The sequence below is a fragment of the Fulvivirga marina genome (genome assembly GCF_016775155.1).
GTDB lineage: Bacteria > Bacteroidota > Bacteroidia > Cytophagales > Cyclobacteriaceae > Fulvivirga > Fulvivirga marina.
Map to the genome: position 1 here is coordinate 320,050 of NZ_JAEUGD010000058.1, position 19,025 is coordinate 339,074.

The following is a 19,025-nucleotide window of genomic DNA, read 5'->3' on the forward strand; positions in this document are numbered from 1 at the left end:
CTTAGTCCAGAATATCTTTTAATTCACCATTATTAACCAACTCTTCAAAAGGACCCTGAGCTTCAAGCTTTCCATTTTTCAACACAATTACCCTGTCGCAAGCAGCCATAACAATTGGATCGTTTGAAACTACCCACATCGTCCAGGAGTTCTCTGGTTGAATAAGCATAGTCATCAGGGCCATTCGCTCAGGTCTGCTAAAGCCACTAAAAAAATCGTTGAGTATTAGAAGTGATGGATGCTTTGCCAGACATCTGGCCAGTATAAGTTTATTCACAAGGCTACTAGGTAATCCCTTGCCTCCACTGATAACAGGGGTATCCAACCCTTGAGGCATAGCATTGACATCATCCAATGCCCCTACTTTCTCAAGAGCCCATATCGCATCTTCCGGCTTGGCATAAGGTTTCGCCAGCAACACGTTATCAAGTATGGTGCCTTCAAAAATGTCCTCCTGGGAAACGTTTTTACCTACCCTATCTCTAAGGTTATTTAAATCAAGGTCTCGCACTGAAAAATTATTAATTGTAACCGCTCCATGGAACTCCGTTAGCAGGCCGGATATGACATTCGTTAATACTGTCTTTCCCGAACCTCCAGAACCTGCAATACACACCCTTTCGCTTTTCTTCACAAAGAGGTCAATATCTCTCAATGTATAATCATGGTTATCCGGGAATTTGTACGATAGACCTTTAACCTTAATTTCAAAGCCCGTATCAAAGCCTTTGGGAAACGTTAGTCCTCCGCTACGCTCCAGAGGCAAATCGGTAACCTGCGATATCTTATCAACTGCGGTAAGAACATCATAAACCACATCCATATACATAATGATTTTTTCTACGCTACTAACGATCAGAATAATTATTACCTCTGAAGCAACAAACTGACCAAGGGTTATCTCTCGCTGCACCACCAATATGGTACCTATAATCAGCACACCACCTGTAACCAATGCCTTAAAGATTACTATAAATGAATACTGCTGTACCAAAGTATTAAAATGAGCTTTTCGATACTTTAGGTAATTATTGGCGCTAGCATCGGTTCGTTTCATGGGCAGACTGGTATTTCCCGAGAGTTTAAAACTATTTATGGTGCGGGCCAGCTCCTCAAGCCAATGCACAACCTGATATTTGTATTTAGACTCTTTAATCGACGACGCCAACCCTTTGCCTCCGGTCAGGTAAAAAATACCCCCCAAGGTTGCCAAAAGAAACAAGCCAAAGAAAACAAAGAATGGGTGATAAAATGACAGTAAAAGCAATCCAAAAATGATTTGAATAACTCCTGAAGAAAGATCAATTAGCAGCTTGGGTAATCCTTTTTGTATAGTAAGTACATCAAAAAACCTATTCATTAACTCAGGAGCATGGTGTTTTAAAAGTGCTTCTGCTTTAATTCGTGGTACCCGAAAAGCAAATTCAAAAGCAGCTTTGATAAACACCCTGCGCTGAAGGTATTCAACCAGGGTTACCTGCATAACTTGGAGACCACCACCTGCCAAGACTCCAATGATCACTAATGATATCAAGACATATACAGAACTAAAGAAAACGCCTCCTGAAATTAAAGAGACGACCGCTTGGATACCAATAGGAAGTGTTAAGCTGATAAGCCCTATAAATATGGCATAGACATATATGTAAGAGATATCCTTTTTCTCCGCTGACAGCAGTCTCATCAACCTTTTGAATGGCGTAAAGGACTTTATACTTTCCCCTTCATCAGGATCATCACTAACCAGACTTTTATAGGAAAAAACACCCAAAAAAACTATCTTCCCTACCTCATCTCTATATAATTCGGGTAGGCTTTTACCCGTTAGGGGCACAGGGTCCTCTCTTTTCGCCCCTATAACTTCATAGTACGTTCGTCTCTTTTTTTTATAAAAAATGACTGGATATTTTTCTTCCTCTCTAACCAAGAAAGCTACAATAGGAATCTCCACGTCATTTATAAAATCTACAAAAGAGTCTTCGGGCAAGCTATTATCGAGATAGATTATCCGCAGCCCATTACCCGCCTCAATGAGATCTCGTTTAAAATCATGAATATCAACGCTTTCGTAGTCACGATATGCGTTACTAAACTCATGAAGACTGCTTTCATCAAAATCCTGCTTTAACAGAGCAGCCGATTTCTGAAGTGTATTTAAAATATGTTGATTATTCATATTAGTCTATCCAAATGAAATTGAACGGATCAATTATCAATGGTCTTAAACACCATGTCGGTCAAAAACCGACGATTCATATCATATACGTTTTCATTAGTTGTCCCTATTTCAGTCAGAGAGGGTAGATGGTCTGAAAAAAATAACTGTTGGTGAGCCATCTGCATTAATGTACTTACCAACGCATGAGGAAACTCATATTTAGGGTTAACAAGACGGACATATCCGGCTATCTTTTTGCATAAAGATTTGAAACCTAGAAAAAGTCCCTCTTTATTATCATCATCCACCTGCTTAGTCAAATATGTCTTATCCGATTCCGCAATTACAATCCTATAAAGGGCCGCCTCATCAATTGACGGAAACAAAAGATCTTTTTCCTTTTTTTGTGTTAATACATCAATAGCTATTTTAAGTTGTTTCTCTGGTTTGGCTATATTTTGCGTACTAAAGTCGATGCGATATTCGAGCCAGTTCCAATACCATGCTATCAGATAAACCAATAAACGATGCTTATTTTCAAAATAGCGATAAATTGAAGGTTCGGCTGATTCTATCTTGGCTGCCAACTTTCTAAAAGTGAATTTTTCAAAGCCCAGTTCATCAATCATTTCAATACTCACTTCCAATATCTTTCTGCCTAACTCAGTTTCCTGAGGGTCGCGCAGATACAAATTACTGCTCATATGGAGTTTTAAAACCGTCATACAATTACTTATATTTTTGAAAGTAATACTATCATCACTAATTGCAATACTAAACAATCAAATCTAAAAAAGGTTCAATGGATCAAGCTTTTTCTTTCAACTATTGACTATTTTATTGTTAAGTGCAGTTCATTCTTGTTTATTCAGGAATCTAATTAGCTTAGCAGTGTATAAATTTTAAACCATGAGCACACTTGACTTCATTCTTCTTATTAGCACAGGTCTGGTTGCAGGTTTTATTAACACTGTAGCCGGCGGAGGTTCTTTACTAAGCCTACCCGTTTTAATCTTTATGGGGCTGCCTCCTGCTGTAGCCAATGCCTCAAATCGTGTAGCCATTTTCTCTCAGAATATTTTCGGTGTACTAGGTTTTAAATCCAAGGGGGTTTCTGCTTACCCTTATAGTCTTTATCTGGGTATCTCAGCTTTTTTTGGAGCAATAATAGGTGCTAAAATTTCTGTCAACCTTGATGATGACCTTTTCAATAAGATCATAGCCATAATCATGGTACTGGTGGTTATAGTCACTGTATTTAGCAAAAAGACGGTTGTTGGAGCAAGTTTGGAGAAAACAGATATTAAGTCCACCGTAATTGGTATCATAGTCTTCTTCTTTGTAGGTATCTACGGAGGTTTTATTCAAGCTGGCGTTGGCTTTTTGATTATGGCTGCCCTGAGCAGTATCAACAAGTTTACCCTTGTAAAAACAAACAGCGCCAAAGTGCTTATTGTGTTTATTTATACACTTTCCTCACTTGGCGTATTCATTATGGAAGGAGTGATTGACTGGTATTATGGTCTTACTCTGGCTATTGGAAATTCCGCAGGTGCATGGATAGGCAGCCGGTGGTCCGTTAGAACAGGTGACAGATGGATTAAAAGATTCCTGGTAGTAATGGTCATTGCACTATCCATAAAGTTGTGGTTCTTTTAAACAAAGGAACCAGCACCTCAAAAGCTTATTGGCTTTTCGTGGTGCCGGACAGCTGTATTATTTCCTCATCTCTACTCGTGTTATTAGAGGTTAAAGCTATATTATACTATTCAAAATGATATAAAAAGATCAATGATCCTGTAAAAGCAGGCTTTTTACTGTCCTTGATTTCCAGTTCAATATCCAGTTGTGCCTTGGTAACCCCCCGAAGGTTAAGCAACGACTGAAGTTTGGCTTTAAGCCTAACTTCACTGTCAACCAAAACCGCTTGATTAAATTTCAACTTTTCAATACCGTAGTTAATCATCATTTTAACATTCTTAAACTCTGCTATCTGTTTCCATAGATAGGGAGCTACAGCAAGAGTCAAGTACCCGTGTGCAATAGTACTTTTAAAAGGACTTTCTACGGCTGCCCTTTCAGGGTCAATATGAATCCATTGTGGATCAAGTGTCGCTTCGGCAAATTTATTGATCTGGTCCTGAGTTATTTTAAGGTAATCCGACACGCCCAACTCCTGCCCCAAGTATTTTTCAAATTCTTCAAAACTACTTATTACTAGTTTGCTCATGGTCTCTTAAGCTTGTTTTTTAACGGCCTTAAAGATACGAATAGTGATGAACTAAGGAACAGGAACTAAGATAATAAGAGGCCACTCGCCACTGCAAAACGCAAAAAGCCGAGTGAATTGATCACTCGGCTTATACAAAAAGTTATGATTAATTACTTAGGCTTTTGCAGGCTCTCTGTGACCTACCCAAGTAAATCTTTTAACTACATATTCAGGGTTTGTAAAAGAGGCATTACCTGCCGGGTTTCCTCCGGTAACATGAAAATCACTGAATCCTGCATTTTGGTTCATGTAAATACCTCCCACCAAGTTAAATGATACTGGTGTAGCTGCAAGAGCCATTTCATCAGCTATTTTCTCTTTTATTTGCGGGTCATTAGTATATGCCCCACATGATATTGCTCCATGTTTTAATGCCATCTCCTTAGCCAAGGCTATAGAGTGATCCGTATCATTTGTTTTAATAAGCAAACCAATAGGCCCAAATAGTTCTTTGCTAAATTTTTCTTTATCGGCAGCATCAACTTCAACCAATACTGGTGTTGAGATCCTTGCATTCTTAAACATTGGGTTTTCTATGCTTCGTGATTCAAGCCATACTTTGCCTCCTATATTTTTAGCTTCATCAACTCTGGAACAAGTATTCTTATTTTGTATTGTTCCCAGTACAAAAGGTCCCGCCTTAGGGTTATCTACCAACCCATTAATATTGTCGACCAACTTTTGGGCAAACTCATCAAAGCTTACTTTACCGTTAGGAGTGTTAATACCATCCTTTGGAATATAAAAATTCTGAGGTGCAGTACACATTTGTCCCGAATAAAGGGTCAAGGAGAAAGCCAGATTTGCTGCTACCTTATCCACATCGTCAACAGAGTCTATAATAGCCGAGTTAACACCTGTCTTTTCGGTAAATACCGCCTTACCATCAAGTTTTTCAAGGTAACTTCCAAACGCTGAGTTACCTGTAAAATCGATCACCTTCACATCCTTATGCTCAGCGAGGTCTTTAGAGATCATTTTGTCATAGCTGTCCACTGCCAACTGACAAATGTTAGGGTCAAGACCATTCTCTTGAAGTACTTTTTGAATTTCTGCCACAAAAATAGCTATAGGAAGAACGGCTCCTGGATGCGGCTTCACCAGTACCGGATTACCTGTTATCAAGCTAGCATATATTCCAGGCACAGAATTCCAAGTAGGAAACGTTGAGCAACCAATAACAAGACCTATGCCCTTAGGTACTGCTCTCCACTCCTTATCAAGTTTAATATTATATTTACCCATTGGCTTATCCCAGATAACACCACTAGGGAACCTTTTCAACTCTTCATAGCCGACAGCAATGGCCTCAAGTGCCCGGTCAGCAGCATGTGGACCAGAAGCTTGAAAGGCCATCATATAACCTTGCCCTGTTGTATGCATAGTAGCATAGGCAATCTCAAAGAAGCGTTCTTTTATTCTGTCCAGCGATTCTATCAATATGCCTGTCCTATCCTCCACATCTACCTTCCTCCACTGATGAAAAGCTTTTTTCGCATTTTCAATTAGGGTTTCAGTGCTATATGCCGGATATTGAATATTCAACGCATCCTGCAGGTAAGGTGACTCCTCTACACCTATCCAGCTTTCAGCATCACCTTGCAGAAGTTCTTCAAACTTCCTACCCATTGCCCCTTGAAACTTCTTACGCCCATCTTCATCGGCTGTTTCCCCGTAGATCTTGGGAGAGGGATGTTCAGGGTATGCCGCAAAAAAGGCTCTCTTATGAAGCGCTTCAATTGATTTATTTAGAATATCTTTATGCTTTTCGAATAAACTCATGGTATTGATTATTGAAGTTGTTTTGTTAAGCTTTTGCAATGATTATGCAGCGAATATAAGCTTTATTGACCTATTTTTTAAATGATTTCCCAACAACAGGAACCAAACTTTTCTGGTTTACCTTAGTATTTTTTAGCATATTAATAGTAAAATCAATAAGCCAACAAATTGAAGTCTTATTTATTCTTATTTTTATATTTATCCATCTCTTTTTACTCTTTTTGTCAACAAAGAAAGTACACTTTGTCCAAGCAGCAGGAGTACAACCCCTCTATCATCATTGTAAAATTGAAGCCAGCCTCAATAGCCAGGGCAAAAGGTGGAGAGACTTCACTAAAATCACTCCCGGTTTTCAGCAAGGTAAAAATCTCTAATATTGAACCTGCCCTTTCATACATCAAAGATATCAATGAAGCTGCACGGTCAGGAGAAAAACCTCACCCTTTAGCCAATATCTACAAGCTTACCATCAAGCCTGATGAGAAAGTCATAGACGTAATCAATAACCTCCTGGCTCATGATGAGGTAATTTACGCAGAACCCTACTTCGAGCATAAGCCTTTGCTAACTCCTAACGACCCTGAGGCCAAACCCGATGTAGGCCGTCAAACCTACCTCAGTTTAATCAATGCTTATGATGCCTGGACTATTGAGCAAGGGGACACCACAGTAGTAATAGCTATCCTCGATACAGGCACTGAACTCAACCATGAAGATATCAAAGATAACATAAGCTACAACTATCAAGATCCTATTAATGGGGTGGATGATGATGGTGATGGTCTTATCGACAATTTTCAAGGTTGGGACATTGCAAACAACGACAACATTCCTGAAGCCGATACTGACGAACATGGCTTGCTTGTCAGTGGCCTTTCGGGAGCATCAACAAATAATGAAATAGGCATAGCGGGAACCGGCTATAGATCTCGGATAATGCCTATAAAGATATTCCTAAGTGGCTATGGGTCTTTCAGGAATGGTTATGAAGCAATAGCCCTAGCTGCAGATCTGGGTTGCAAAGTAATAAACTTATCATGGGGTAGCGCAAATTCCTACTCTAAATTTGGTCAGGATATTATCAACTATGCTGTACTTGAAAAAGACGCAGCCGTTGTAGCGGCAGCGGGCAACACCAATGACTTCCTTGACTTTTATCCAGCATCGTTTGACAATGTAATATCTGTTGGTGCAACTACCATTTTTGATGAAAAACCTACCTGGTCAACCTATAGTTATAACATTGATATTGTAGCTCCAGGACAGGACATTTATAGCACTCGAAAGGGTAATTCGTATGGCTTCAGTCTTGGCACTTCACTTTCCACCCCTTTGGTGGCTGGCACTTTAGCTCTTTTAAGAGCCCGCTTCCCAAACTTAACAGCACTGCAGATTATGGAACGGGTTCGTGTAACTGCCGATGATATTTATGACAAACCCGCCAATCAACCTTTCAAAGGACAAATGGGTAAAGGTCGGTTAAACATGCTCAACGCGCTTACAGATAACCTTTCCCCTTCAGTAAGAATAACCCAAATTGATTACGACAATGGAATCGGCCACTATGCCTTTTATGGTGATACTTTGACAATAACCACCGAACTGACTAACTTCCTTTCCAAAACCACGACTTCCGCAACCTCCACCCTGTCGAGCCCTTCTCCATACGTCACCATACTTGACGAGAAATTTGAGTTTGGCAGCATCCAAACTTTGGGTACTAAAACAAATACTAACTCACCATTCAAGGTTTTGTTACATAACGACCTCCCTCCTGATGAAGATATTTATTTCCGGGTCGACTTCAAAGACGGTGTTTATGAGGATTTTCAATATTTCAAGATCCAAAGCTCTCCTGATTATATTACACTGAATAGTGGCAATATGGGTATTACGGTAGGCAGCAATGGTAACCTTGGCTACAACAAAGACGGTACACTTAACGGCATTGGGATAACCTTCAAAGGCACAAAAATATTAGAGAATATTGGCCTGATTAATGCCATCAACTCAACTACAGTAGCTGACAATGCGCCTGTCTACCTGGCTGTGCACGAGCGATCAAAAGATTTCACTACTCAACAAAATATTAAGTTCTACAATAACTCTGAGGCTGATTTGGATATAAGAAATACTTTTAATCACTCATCCAGCGACCTTGATATAATGGTTGAACAAAAAACACTGGCATGGGAAGGCCCAACTGAAAGTAACTATAAGATATTAGAGTACAGAATAACCAATACCGGAAATAATACCATCTCGAACCTTCATGCCGCCATATTTGCTGATTGGAACCTGAACAACAAAGACTTTAACAAAGCCAATTGGGATGCCTCCCATAAACTTGGGTATGTTCACGATCCTGCTAGTGACACATTATATGCGGGCCTAGCACTTTTGAGTGATCAAGCTCCTATTTATTATGCCATAAACAACAAAAATTTCAATGGTAATATTGCTGACATTTCTATCTCTATTAGTGACAGTAAAAAATATAGCCTTGTATCTCAAGGTATTGGTCACACCAGCTCGGGTGACGTTAATAATGGCAATGATGTTTCACATGTACTGGGAGGTTCTATCCTCAACCTAAATACCAATAAAAGTGAGAAATTGGTTATTGCAGTTGTGGTTGGCAACTCTTTGGTTGATTTACAAAACTCCATACTTCAGGCTCAATCCAGATACCAGGAATATCAGAACTCACCTCCACTTCTTTATACTGCCTATACCTGCCCGGGAACACCCACCACAATAGATCCTCCTCAGGGCGACATCTATGAGTTCTATAGTGATATAAACCTCAGCAACCTGCTCACTACCGGAAGTTCATATACTACTCCTATTGTTAGCTCCACACAAACATATTATGCTATGAATAAAGATGAAGCTTATGACGGGGATCTGGTTCGGGTAATTGCAGTGCCAAAGCATGTCAATACTAATTTTTCAATATCTCCTTCGCCTTTACTTCTCGACGAAACAGGAAAAACAACAGTTAGCATGACTGATAAAAGCAAGGATGCAGTGGCCTGGCATTGGGACTTTGATAATGGCTATACCGCAACGGTTGAAAACCCTATAATGAATTACACAAAAAAAGGTACTTATACTGTTCAACTAACCGCCACCAATGACTTAGGGTGTATTGAGATGACCTCGAAAAATCTGGAAGTAGCCAATAGAAGCAACAAACCAAACATTAATGATCAGCATATTTGCAAAGGCGAAAGTATAAACTTATCAGCAACCAATGCCACCCAGCTAAGGGTATATGATGATGTCCTTCTTAGTCAGGAAATATTCAGTGGAACAAACTTCGCTAGTGGGAGTATTTATAACGACACGATATTTTACATTACCAGCGCCGACTCCCTATATGAAAGCAACCCCACAATAGTAAGTGTTAACATAAGTGATGTCAAAGCTGACTTCTCCTACTCCATCGATACGCTAGATCTAAGCCAGAAAAACTTGTTACATTTTACCAGTCAGAGTGAGCATGAGGTCTTATACTATTGGTTAATAGACAATAGTCTTGCAAAAGTTAGTGGAGATCTTATGTTTGATTACAGCGGGTATAACTCTTTTGAGGTAATGTTAATAGCCGAGGATTCCAACAGCTGTCTGGATTCCTTGGCGGAGATAATTACGCCAACGGGAAACCCCAGTCCTGCAAACCAGACTTATGATATTTGCAAAGGGGACAAAGTGCTTATCGCACCTCAAAATGGCCAGATTTTCTACTTCTATAGTGACCCAGGCCTTAATACCCTTCAATATAAGGGCTCTTCAATTGAAATTGTGAATATAATGACTGATACCTCTTTATACATAACGAATATAGATAGCTTGAAGGAAAGTACTGCGGCAGAAATTAAAATCAATGTCAGTGATCTGAAAGCAAAATTTAACGCTGTTTATATTCCAGAAATGAGATCAACTATCATCACTAATGAAACCACTGGAGCTACTTCTTATGTCTGGGTAATTTCTGGTGACACGATAAGTATGGAAGCTATTCCAGACATCAACATAAACCAATCTGGTGACTATAAGCTGGAGCTTTACGCAAAAGATAATCTTGGTTGCCAGGATTCCGTTTCTCACTCAGTACGACTGGAGGTTATTAGTGGTGTCATTGATGATCACCTGACCAGCCAGTTTAAAATTTATCCCAATCCCACAACTGGTCTTTTAAACATTTCTAATAGAGGTGATACAGAAATAGAAGTATTAACTACAGGCGGTCAATTACTGCTCAAAGTACCGTCTTACAAAAACTACATAGACCTTAAAGGGTTACCAAACGGAACATACCTCATCAAGGTACAGACAAAAAGCAGTACTTTTTACAGGAAGGTTGTGAAGGGGTAACCACCTCTTTCTTCGCTTAGGTGAGACTAGTTTTTTTAAAAAAATTCCCCCCTTAGCCCAAAACACGTATTCGTCCTACCGCAAAATCAAGGTTCGCTTGATCATTTGCCCTTCAGTATAAAACGAAACAATGTATAGACCATCAGGGTACCCATCCAAAGGAATTTTATAAGCACTAAGCCCTTTCATCATATTACCTTCATACACCAGCGATCCAGAAGAAGAATACACTTTTATTGGACTATCCTGAATTAAAGCCTCACTAAGCTCAATTGTCACATCACCTTCTGAAGGGTTTGGATAAATTTTAAATTGGCCATTCACATTATCATTCAAACCTGTAATGGCAGCACTAGGCGGCAATATTTTAATTTGCTTGTATGCGCCCTGATAAATCTCTTTAGTTCTGGTCTTCGATAGGTGAGTATCATGAATGTAAGCCACGATCAAAAATGTATCCGTTGTATTGTACGTAAAATCAGGAGTCCAATATTCCGTGACTGTTTCTGTACGAGATAAATCATTAGGTAACCACTCTCCATAAAGGTAAGTGCCTGAAGCATCCGGCAGAAGCTTTCTTAACACATTATGATATGTGTTACCATTAGCTTCAAGATTTTTTTGAAGTATCCCGATTTCCAAGACAAGTGGAGCAGAAATAGTATCGGACGTTGGATTTTTAGTGATCTCAACATCAATTTTCAAACCTCCATCATCTCTTCCCTGGCTAGAACCAGTGGCAATTAAGGTATCTGAAATTACCAGATTAAAGGGTGCATCAATAATAGTACGTTTAGCATATTCTGCCTTCCCCCATTCATCTACACTGAATGGATCATTTCTAAATTTCACCCCATATATACCATCCATGACGGTCCGAGGAACATCATTCACTCCGTACTCAAGAGCATGAGCACTGTGATCAGATTTATTCAATAAATAAATGGGATCCGAGGCTGGGTAAGAAGTATGATATTCAATTTTCACCGCATCTAAGGGACGAGCATTTGCAAAATCATTTATATAATGATTCTCTGATTCATTACCTACTGCGTTTACATTGGTAAAATGTTCTAAAACAACAACTCTATTCCTTTCCCAGATAGCAAAATTATCAAAGGCGAAGCCATCATAATTATTCTCCCGTCCATCCCCTAGCTCCAAACTTGCAAACGCCATACGAAACCTCACTGGCTTACCCCCAGCTTTTTCCTTAACAGCATCCAAAGATATTATTGATTTTTTCCATTCTCCGGTACCACCTTCCCATCCAATAGTCTGACCGCCTGGTGCAGCAGCTATTCCTGCTGAATTGAACCAATTTATCCCTCCATCGATTTGACCTAAGGTCTGCCATTGAATTTCCTGACTTGCCACTGCACTATCACTAATAGTATATTGTAAAGTCGTCCCTTCAAACCTATCCGTAAAATAACGAATATCCATATCTATTTTAGGTTTGTCCCAATTATCTAAATTGAAACATGGGCTTTCAACCCAAGAATCCTCGTTATCGTTAAAGACACCTGTTGAATCATTGGCTGTTACCCAGCCTTGACTACCATTTACCTGGGTTAGCTGCCAACTACTATTAATCGCTGCCCCATTAGCGTTATTGTTTTCGCTGGTAGATATCCAGCCTCCTCCACCAAGGTTAAATGTTTCTAAATAAACTTTATTATTAATAGCAGCATCCATGATTTCAAATACAGACACAAATTGACTTACACTATCAGTACATCCCAAAGCCGTTTCCACTACCAGCGATACCTCATACACACCACCTCCCGGAAATTCATGACTTATTTCATCCTCATCAACCTGGTTAAAAACGTCTGGATCATGAAAGTTCCAATAAATACTTTGTATGCTATCTTTAAGTGCAGATCCCCCAAGGGACTTCGAACTATTAAAAGTTACTTTATTATCCACCGAACAATTACTAAAAGATGTAAAATCGGCTGTAGGAAATTCCCCAACCCTAACCGAAAGATCAGTGGGTGGCCCAACACACCCAATATCAGCGTTTTGTGGCCTTACGGAAAAATCAAAAACATCAGGAAACGAAGTATTAACCCCTGGGTTCAGGCTGTCGGCAACTGCCAACAAAAAACCCTGGCTATTATACCAGGCAATGTCTACCGTATCGGGTTTAGCCACTTTTATAAACCCCATATCATCACCCATGCAAAAATCAAATTGTAAAGGATTGGGTGAAAGAGGCTCAGGCAAAGGCACAACTTGTATTGTATCAGTCATCTCTGCAACACAACCATACTCACTCACATATTCATATACAAGTACGTATCCTTTATTATTGTTATGTGTAAGAATATTCTGTGCTGATGTTCCGTTCGGTGCATCTGAAGGATTAAAAAATAAAGTGAGATCTGTTAGAGTTACTGCATCACTAATATTCGTAGATTGGCTTAAGTCCAAAATACTAAAAGTTTTTACTACATCATTGGTACCTAAAGGGTTTCCCACAATTTTAATAGAAGATGCATTTTCACAATAACTTTCTTCCAAAGGCAACTCTCCGGCCAACACAATTTCCAGTTCAGGAATCCCTTGAACATCAATAGTTTGTTCCACACTCTGATTAATACCACCATTATCCTGATACACAATATTCATTACTACTGGGTCTCCAACCTGCAGTACATTACGGACCATATTCGGGTCAATAAAATAACCACTAGACAGCCCTCCGTTATAATCAGCATTTAAAGTTCCTGTAAGAATATTTGGGAATGAACTAATACTCACCAAATTACCTTCAACACCTTCCCCTAACCATCCAATTGAAATAGGGTTCATTGCATCGTAGCAAATCCCATTATTTTGAAGACCTAAAATTTGGTTTCTTGAGTTATCAAAAACCTCAAAAGTAAACACAACATCAGGTTTGCAGTCTTGCTGATTTGTAAAAGTTACCTGATAAAGGCCCGGCTTTTTATTTACATTATTGGTCAAAAACTCATTAGAACTCACCCCAATACCAGAAAAAACACCTGTCTGATTTGAAGACAGCCCCATCCCAACTGCTGTAACTGGTATAGCAAATGTTTGACCATCTTGAACAGTACTGGTTTGGCTAGTTACAAGATCAGTCAAGGTTATAACAGGAGGTGTACTTGAAGTAACAGTGACTGTAACACTAGAACTGGTGCCCGGACATGTAGTATTACTACCTGAGGATACTACATATATCTTATCTCCATCCTGTAAAGTAGTAGTATTATACGATGTCCCAGTAGCTAACTCGGTCACACTGCCCTCTTTATAAAACTTATATGGTGCATTCCCTCCAGATGGCATAAAAACCACTTCATCACCAGAGCATATGGTTACTGATGATGCATTACCGGCGCCATTATGACTGAGACTTATTGTTTCATTCGCTCTAACCGTAATGGTACCGACAACGTCATTAACAGCCAGACCAGGGTATGAGAAGTCAACATTCGCTAATGTAATATCATAAGTACCAGGAGCAACATTTCCCGCAACATTCACTTTAATTCCTGATAGTTTAATTATATCTAAAAAGTCAGAGCCTGAAACATCACCATGCTTGAAGCCAATAAATAAAACATCCACTCCACCAAAATTTTCATAACCAAAAGAAGTACCATCAACAACTATATTCGAAGCCCCCCCATCATTAACAGTTATACTACCACTACTCGAATCAAAGCTGAACCCATTGGGCAAAGTCAATTTTAAATCCTGATGTGAGTTTTGTCCGTTTTCACCATAAAAATTTCCTTCAAACCCTTCCCTGATTACAATAGTACCCAAATTAGCCGTCCCCCCCACACATACTTTGTTGGACGCAGTAATATTGTCTATACTAGCTAAGCCCCCTGTAGTAAAATCGAGTGCAAAAACTGCACTAGCCTCATCAGAACCATTTTCCACCGGATCAACTGTTATGCTATAATTTGCATTTGGAGAGAGAAGCCCGGTGAAGGATATAGAAAACACTTTTTTAGAAGTAATTGTCACATCAAACCCAGAATTAATAACCTGCCCATTACGAGTTACTGTGATCAAAGCATCAACATTATTATCATCAAGATCACTATCGTCCAAGTTCCTCAGGAACTGATCATAGGTTATTGTTATTTCATTTGCTCTTACCGGTATTTTCGCTCCCTCCGATGGTGTCGTTGAACTTACAACTGGCGCACCTGCAAAGGCTTTAAAAAAAATTAAAAAGCAAAAACTCAAGAGCAATGAAAATTTTATCATTTCTTTATTTCTTAATTAATTGAACGTTTGTTGCTATTTTCCCTTCAGGGATATGATTCTATAGCATTAAAAGATTATCAGAAACTACGGCACCGTCCCCATACCTATCGCCCTTTGACAAACCTACGCTTGTAATAGATGCGTTAGATTTCTAACCTCCATCATCACTGCATTAGGAAATTACAATAAATTAAGGTTAAAGCCACCAATGAATTTTTATTGATCTTTTCAAAAGCAATCTGCATGGGTTTCAGTCGGTTTTCCTGAAAAACAAATGTAATAATTTTATTATGGAATTTATTTTGATATAAGAGTATCAACTTAATTCCATACATTTTATAAGCCTTAACACTTCAAAGGTAACCCCACGTAAGCTCCCTCAAAATGCCTCTAGCGTCCAAAAACTCAGCACAGTAATTACTTAACACGCTAAAAATCAGAGCAATAAGCAATATCAATAACAAAAGACAGGACGTAATATTATATTAATATTATTAACAAAAATATAAATAGTACGCGATGTGATATATCAAACGTACACCAGCCTATTCCCTAGGTACGTTTGTTTTACAAGTGTAATTACGACTTAATCCTGAGCAGCAAAAACTTTTTTCAACAACTCAGTAGTTCTCGACAATGGATCCTTACGGATCTTCCCCTCTTCCTGGGCTATAAGTAAGAATAACCCTTCTATGGCTTTATCGGTAGCGTAGTCATCAAGGTCCGGATTTACCTTTTCAACGAAAGGCACTTTATTATAGGTAGTTACTATATCTCCATAATACTTGGTTGCATTTACTTTATCCAGTGAGTTTTTAATGACAGGCTTAAATTTTGCTTTCAACTGAGATGATGTAGTTCTGATTAAATACTGTGTGGCAGCATTTTCCTCCCCTTTTAATATCCCCCATGCATCCTGGATGGTCATTGATTTTATGGCGTTTACAAAGATTGGTTTAGCTTCCTTAGCAGCATCCTCAGCCCCTCTATTCAGCGTCATAACAAACTTATCCACCTCACTCCCTAAACCAATCTGTCGGAGTTTTTCTTCGACCCGTTGCACATCCGGAGGGAAAGGGATTTTGATCTTAGGGTTTTTAAAATAGCCATCAACTTTAGAAGCTTCTGATGAACCCGTAGTTATTCCTTTTATCAAGGCTTCCTTAAGACCAGCCACAACCTGATCTGTAGAGAGTGACTCCTCTCCCAAGGCCTTATTTATATCTCCAATCGTTTTATTTATTTGGGACGAAGTACAAGCCACGAACATTGCAGCCAGAACGGTAGTTATTATAAATTTTTTCAATGTGGTTTTAGTTAGTTTTAAACCCAATTTAAGAAAAGATATTCGTTAATAAAATGCTAACATGCCCAGCTTTCGCAACCCCTTCATTCATTTTTACCTATTTTAGTAAACAAATAAGCAAACTCCCGTTAAACACTTTATGAGTAAATCAAAAGCTGAGATACTGACCATTGGAGATGAGATACTTTATGGTCAACTACTGGACACAAACTCTCAATGGATGAGTGCTGAGCTCGATAAAGTTGGAATTAAAACCATTAGAAAGACTACAGTCAGTGACTCCAGAGAAGACATTTTAACTGCATTAAAAGAAGCAGAAGCCAGAGCGGACATTGTACTGATAACCGGAGGTCTGGGCCCTACGAATGATGATCTAACCAAACCGTGTTTAGCAGAACACTTCAGTTGCGAAATAGCCATGAACGAAGCTGCTCTTCAAGAAGTATCTAGCCTTTTCAAGAGCAAGGGACTGGAGTTAACAGAAGTTAATAAAATGCAAGCCGCTTTACCTGTATGCTGCGATATGATAAGCAATAAACTGGGTTCAGCTCCCGGGATGTGGTTTGAAAGAAATGGGAAGGTCTTTGTATCTATGCCAGGAGTACCTCACGAGATGAAAAAAATGATGGTTGATACCGTTATCCCTCAACTTCAACAAATTTTTCAAACAGATATAATATTTCACAAAATAGTAAAGACTATTGGAATTGGTGAATCATGGTTAGCTGAAATGATAAGGGACTGGGAAAACAGCCTACCTTCCCATATAAAATTGGCCTACCTCCCCAGCATGGGACAGGTAAAACTAAGATTAACTGCAATTGGGGACAATATTGATGAATTAATAACTGAGGTTGACGAGTTAATCGAAAGTTTGAGAACATATGTAGGTAAATACATCTACGGCTATGACAATGATCAAATTGAAGAAGTTGTTGGCAAAATGCTTTTCGATCAAAGCAAAACAATTGCCCTTGCAGAAAGCTGTACGGGTGGCTATGTGTCTCACAAGATCACCCGCGTAGCTGGCAGCTCTGAGTATTATCAAGGCTCAGTTGTTCCATATCACAATAGTTTAAAAATTAACATCTTAGGAGTAAGCGAACAGACCCTACTGGATCATGGAGCGGTAAGTGAGCAAACGGTATACGAAATGGCTAACCTAGTACGAAAAAAGTTTAATGCCGATATAGGGGTTGCCACTAGTGGAATAGCTGGTCCGGGAGGTGGTTCTCCAGATAAACCAGTAGGTACAGTCTGGATCGCTTATGCTGATGGGGAACAAACAATAACTCGTAAATTACAGTTATGGAAAGACAGAGAAATCAACATACAGGCTACTGCAGTGGCATTATTAAACCTGATCAGGATAAGTTTATCGAAATCGATTGAGATAAAGCAGTAAAATGCTAAATTTGCGGTTAATTTTAAGGACGGAAAGTCGAAACCTAACAAGATAAATGGCACTAGTAGAACTAATTATGCCCAAAATGGGCGAAAGTATTATGGAAGCCACTGTGCTTACATGGCTCAAGCAGGAAGGTGACACCATTGAACAAGATGAATCCGTACTTGAAGTAGCTACTGATAAAGTAGATACTGAAGTACCATCAACTCATGCCGGTGTGCTTAAAGAAATTTTGGCAAAGGATGGTGATGTTGTAGAGGTAGGTAAACCTATTGCCATTATTGCAACAGAAGGTGACGAATCTGCACCATCAGAATCCGCTCCTGCAACCAAAGAGGAAAAACCTAAAGCTGAACCCGTTACTGCTGATTCGCACTCATCCAATGGTGCTATAAAAATGGCGGAACCTGTTTCCGGCAGGTTCTATTCTCCACTTGTTAAAAATATCGCTAAAGAAGAGGGTATTACGATGACTGAACTTGAAAGAGTTCCTGGTACTGGTAAAGAAGGAAGGGTCACAAAAAACGACATCCTTTCTTACGTTAAAACCAGAGGGTCAGAGCCTGCTCAGCAAGAGCAGACTCAAGTTCAGACTGTCGCTGAAACAGCAACTTCAAGGCCTCCTCAAAAAGTCAATGTTTCCATTAGTGCTGGCGACGAGATCATTGAGATGGACCGCATGCGTAAAATGATTGCCGACCGAATGGTTGATTCCAAACGCATATCGCCCCATGTCACCTCATTTGTTGAAGCCGATGTAACAAACGTTGTGTTCTGGAGAAACAGAAAGAAAAACGAATTCAAACAAAGAGAGGGCGACAACCTCACTTTTACTCCAATCTTCATTGAAGCCGTTGCTAAAGCAATTAAAGATTATCCTATGATCAACGTTCAGGTTGACGGTGACAGGATTATTAAAAAGAGGGATATTAACATTGGTATGGCTGTAGCACTACCAAGTGGCAACCTGATTGTACCGGTAATCAGGAATGCGGATCAATATAATATTACAGGACTTGCTAAGAAGGTAAATGACCTTGCTCGAAGAGCACGTGAAAACAAGCTTACTCCTGATGAATTATCTGGTGGAACATTTACGATATCGAACGTTGGTTCATTTGGCAATGTAATGGGTACGCCAATAATCATGCAGCCTCAGGTGGGTATTATGGCATTAGGTGCTATCGTAAAAAAACCTGCCGTAATTGAAACTCCTAATGGTGATGCTATTGCAATAAGACACAAGATGTTCTTGTCTCATAGCTATGATCACAGAGTGGTTGATGGTTCTCTGGGAGGCATGGTGGTAAGAAGAGTTGCTGACTATCTTGAGAAATTTGATATGGACGCTAGCATATAAGCTTTAGCTGGATATTCCAAAAAACTGAGGCCGTTTCAAAAGTAATTTAAACGGCCTCATTTTTTTTGTATATGAGATTTTTCTCAGATAGCCCCCGAATAC

10 protein-coding genes are annotated in these 19,025 nt (G+C 39.4%); 4 read left to right on the forward strand and 6 right to left on the reverse strand.

Annotated elements, in window-relative coordinates:
• Position 1: 1 nt before the first annotated feature.
• Both JMN32_RS17760 and JMN32_RS17765 read right to left on the reverse strand, forming a co-directional pair.
• The gene (locus JMN32_RS17760; protein WP_202857701.1) at positions 2 to 2,176 is read right to left on the reverse strand and encodes a peptidase domain-containing ABC transporter; all 2,175 of its coding nucleotides are present in this window, start codon (positions 2,174 to 2,176) and stop codon (positions 2 to 4) included.
• A 29-nt stretch (positions 2,177 to 2,205) separates the two neighbouring features.
• Positions 2,206 to 2,862: a TetR/AcrR family transcriptional regulator gene (locus JMN32_RS17765; RefSeq protein WP_202857702.1), complete on the reverse strand. Its 657-nt coding sequence runs from the start codon at positions 2,860 to 2,862 to the stop codon at positions 2,206 to 2,208.
• Between the two features lie 205 nt (positions 2,863 to 3,067).
• On the opposite strand from JMN32_RS17765, the gene JMN32_RS17770 reads away from it, so the two are divergent.
• The gene (locus JMN32_RS17770) at positions 3,068 to 3,817 is read left to right on the forward strand and encodes a sulfite exporter TauE/SafE family protein (protein ID WP_202857703.1); all 750 of its coding nucleotides are present in this window, start codon (positions 3,068 to 3,070) and stop codon (positions 3,815 to 3,817) included.
• Positions 3,818 to 3,923: 106 nt separating this feature from the next.
• Here the strand turns inward: JMN32_RS17770 and JMN32_RS17775 are convergent, their stop codons facing one another.
• Both JMN32_RS17775 and paaN read right to left on the reverse strand, forming a co-directional pair.
• Entirely contained in the window at positions 3,924 to 4,388 is a 465-nt protein-coding gene (locus JMN32_RS17775) for a MaoC family dehydratase (protein WP_202857704.1), read from the reverse strand.
• A gap of 156 nt (positions 4,389 to 4,544) precedes the next feature.
• A complete protein-coding gene (paaN, locus tag JMN32_RS17780; protein WP_202857705.1) occupies positions 4,545 to 6,212 on the reverse strand; it encodes a phenylacetic acid degradation protein PaaN in 1,668 nt (555 codons plus the stop codon).
• Positions 6,213 to 6,455: 243 nt separating this feature from the next.
• On the opposite strand from paaN, the gene JMN32_RS17785 reads away from it, so the two are divergent.
• Positions 6,456 to 10,592 (forward strand): S8 family serine peptidase, encoded by a 4,137-nt coding sequence (locus JMN32_RS17785; protein ID WP_202857706.1) that lies wholly within the window; start codon positions 6,456 to 6,458, stop codon positions 10,590 to 10,592.
• Between the two features lie 75 nt (positions 10,593 to 10,667).
• Here the strand turns inward: JMN32_RS17785 and JMN32_RS17790 are convergent, their stop codons facing one another.
• Together JMN32_RS17790 and JMN32_RS17795 are read right to left on the reverse strand one after the other, a co-directional pair.
• Positions 10,668 to 14,849, reverse strand: coding sequence for a T9SS type A sorting domain-containing protein (locus JMN32_RS17790; RefSeq protein WP_202857707.1), 4,182 nt, complete (start codon positions 14,847 to 14,849; stop codon positions 10,668 to 10,670).
• 586 nt (positions 14,850 to 15,435) lie between these two features.
• Positions 15,436 to 16,155 (reverse strand): DUF4197 domain-containing protein, encoded by a 720-nt coding sequence (locus JMN32_RS17795; RefSeq protein WP_238354529.1) that lies wholly within the window; start codon positions 16,153 to 16,155, stop codon positions 15,436 to 15,438.
• Between the two features lie 139 nt (positions 16,156 to 16,294).
• Here JMN32_RS17795 and JMN32_RS17800 point away from each other — a divergent pair, with 139 nt between their 5' ends.
• Positions 16,295 to 17,560, forward strand: coding sequence for a competence/damage-inducible protein A (locus tag JMN32_RS17800; RefSeq protein WP_202857708.1), 1,266 nt, complete (start codon positions 16,295 to 16,297; stop codon positions 17,558 to 17,560).
• Positions 17,561 to 17,615: 55 nt separating this feature from the next.
• Positions 17,616 to 18,923 carry a dihydrolipoamide acetyltransferase family protein gene (locus JMN32_RS17805; RefSeq protein ID WP_202857709.1) on the forward strand — a complete coding sequence of 436 codons (1,308 nt, stop codon included), beginning with the start codon at positions 17,616 to 17,618 and terminating at the stop codon, positions 18,921 to 18,923.
• Positions 18,924 to 19,025 lie beyond the last annotated feature (102 nt).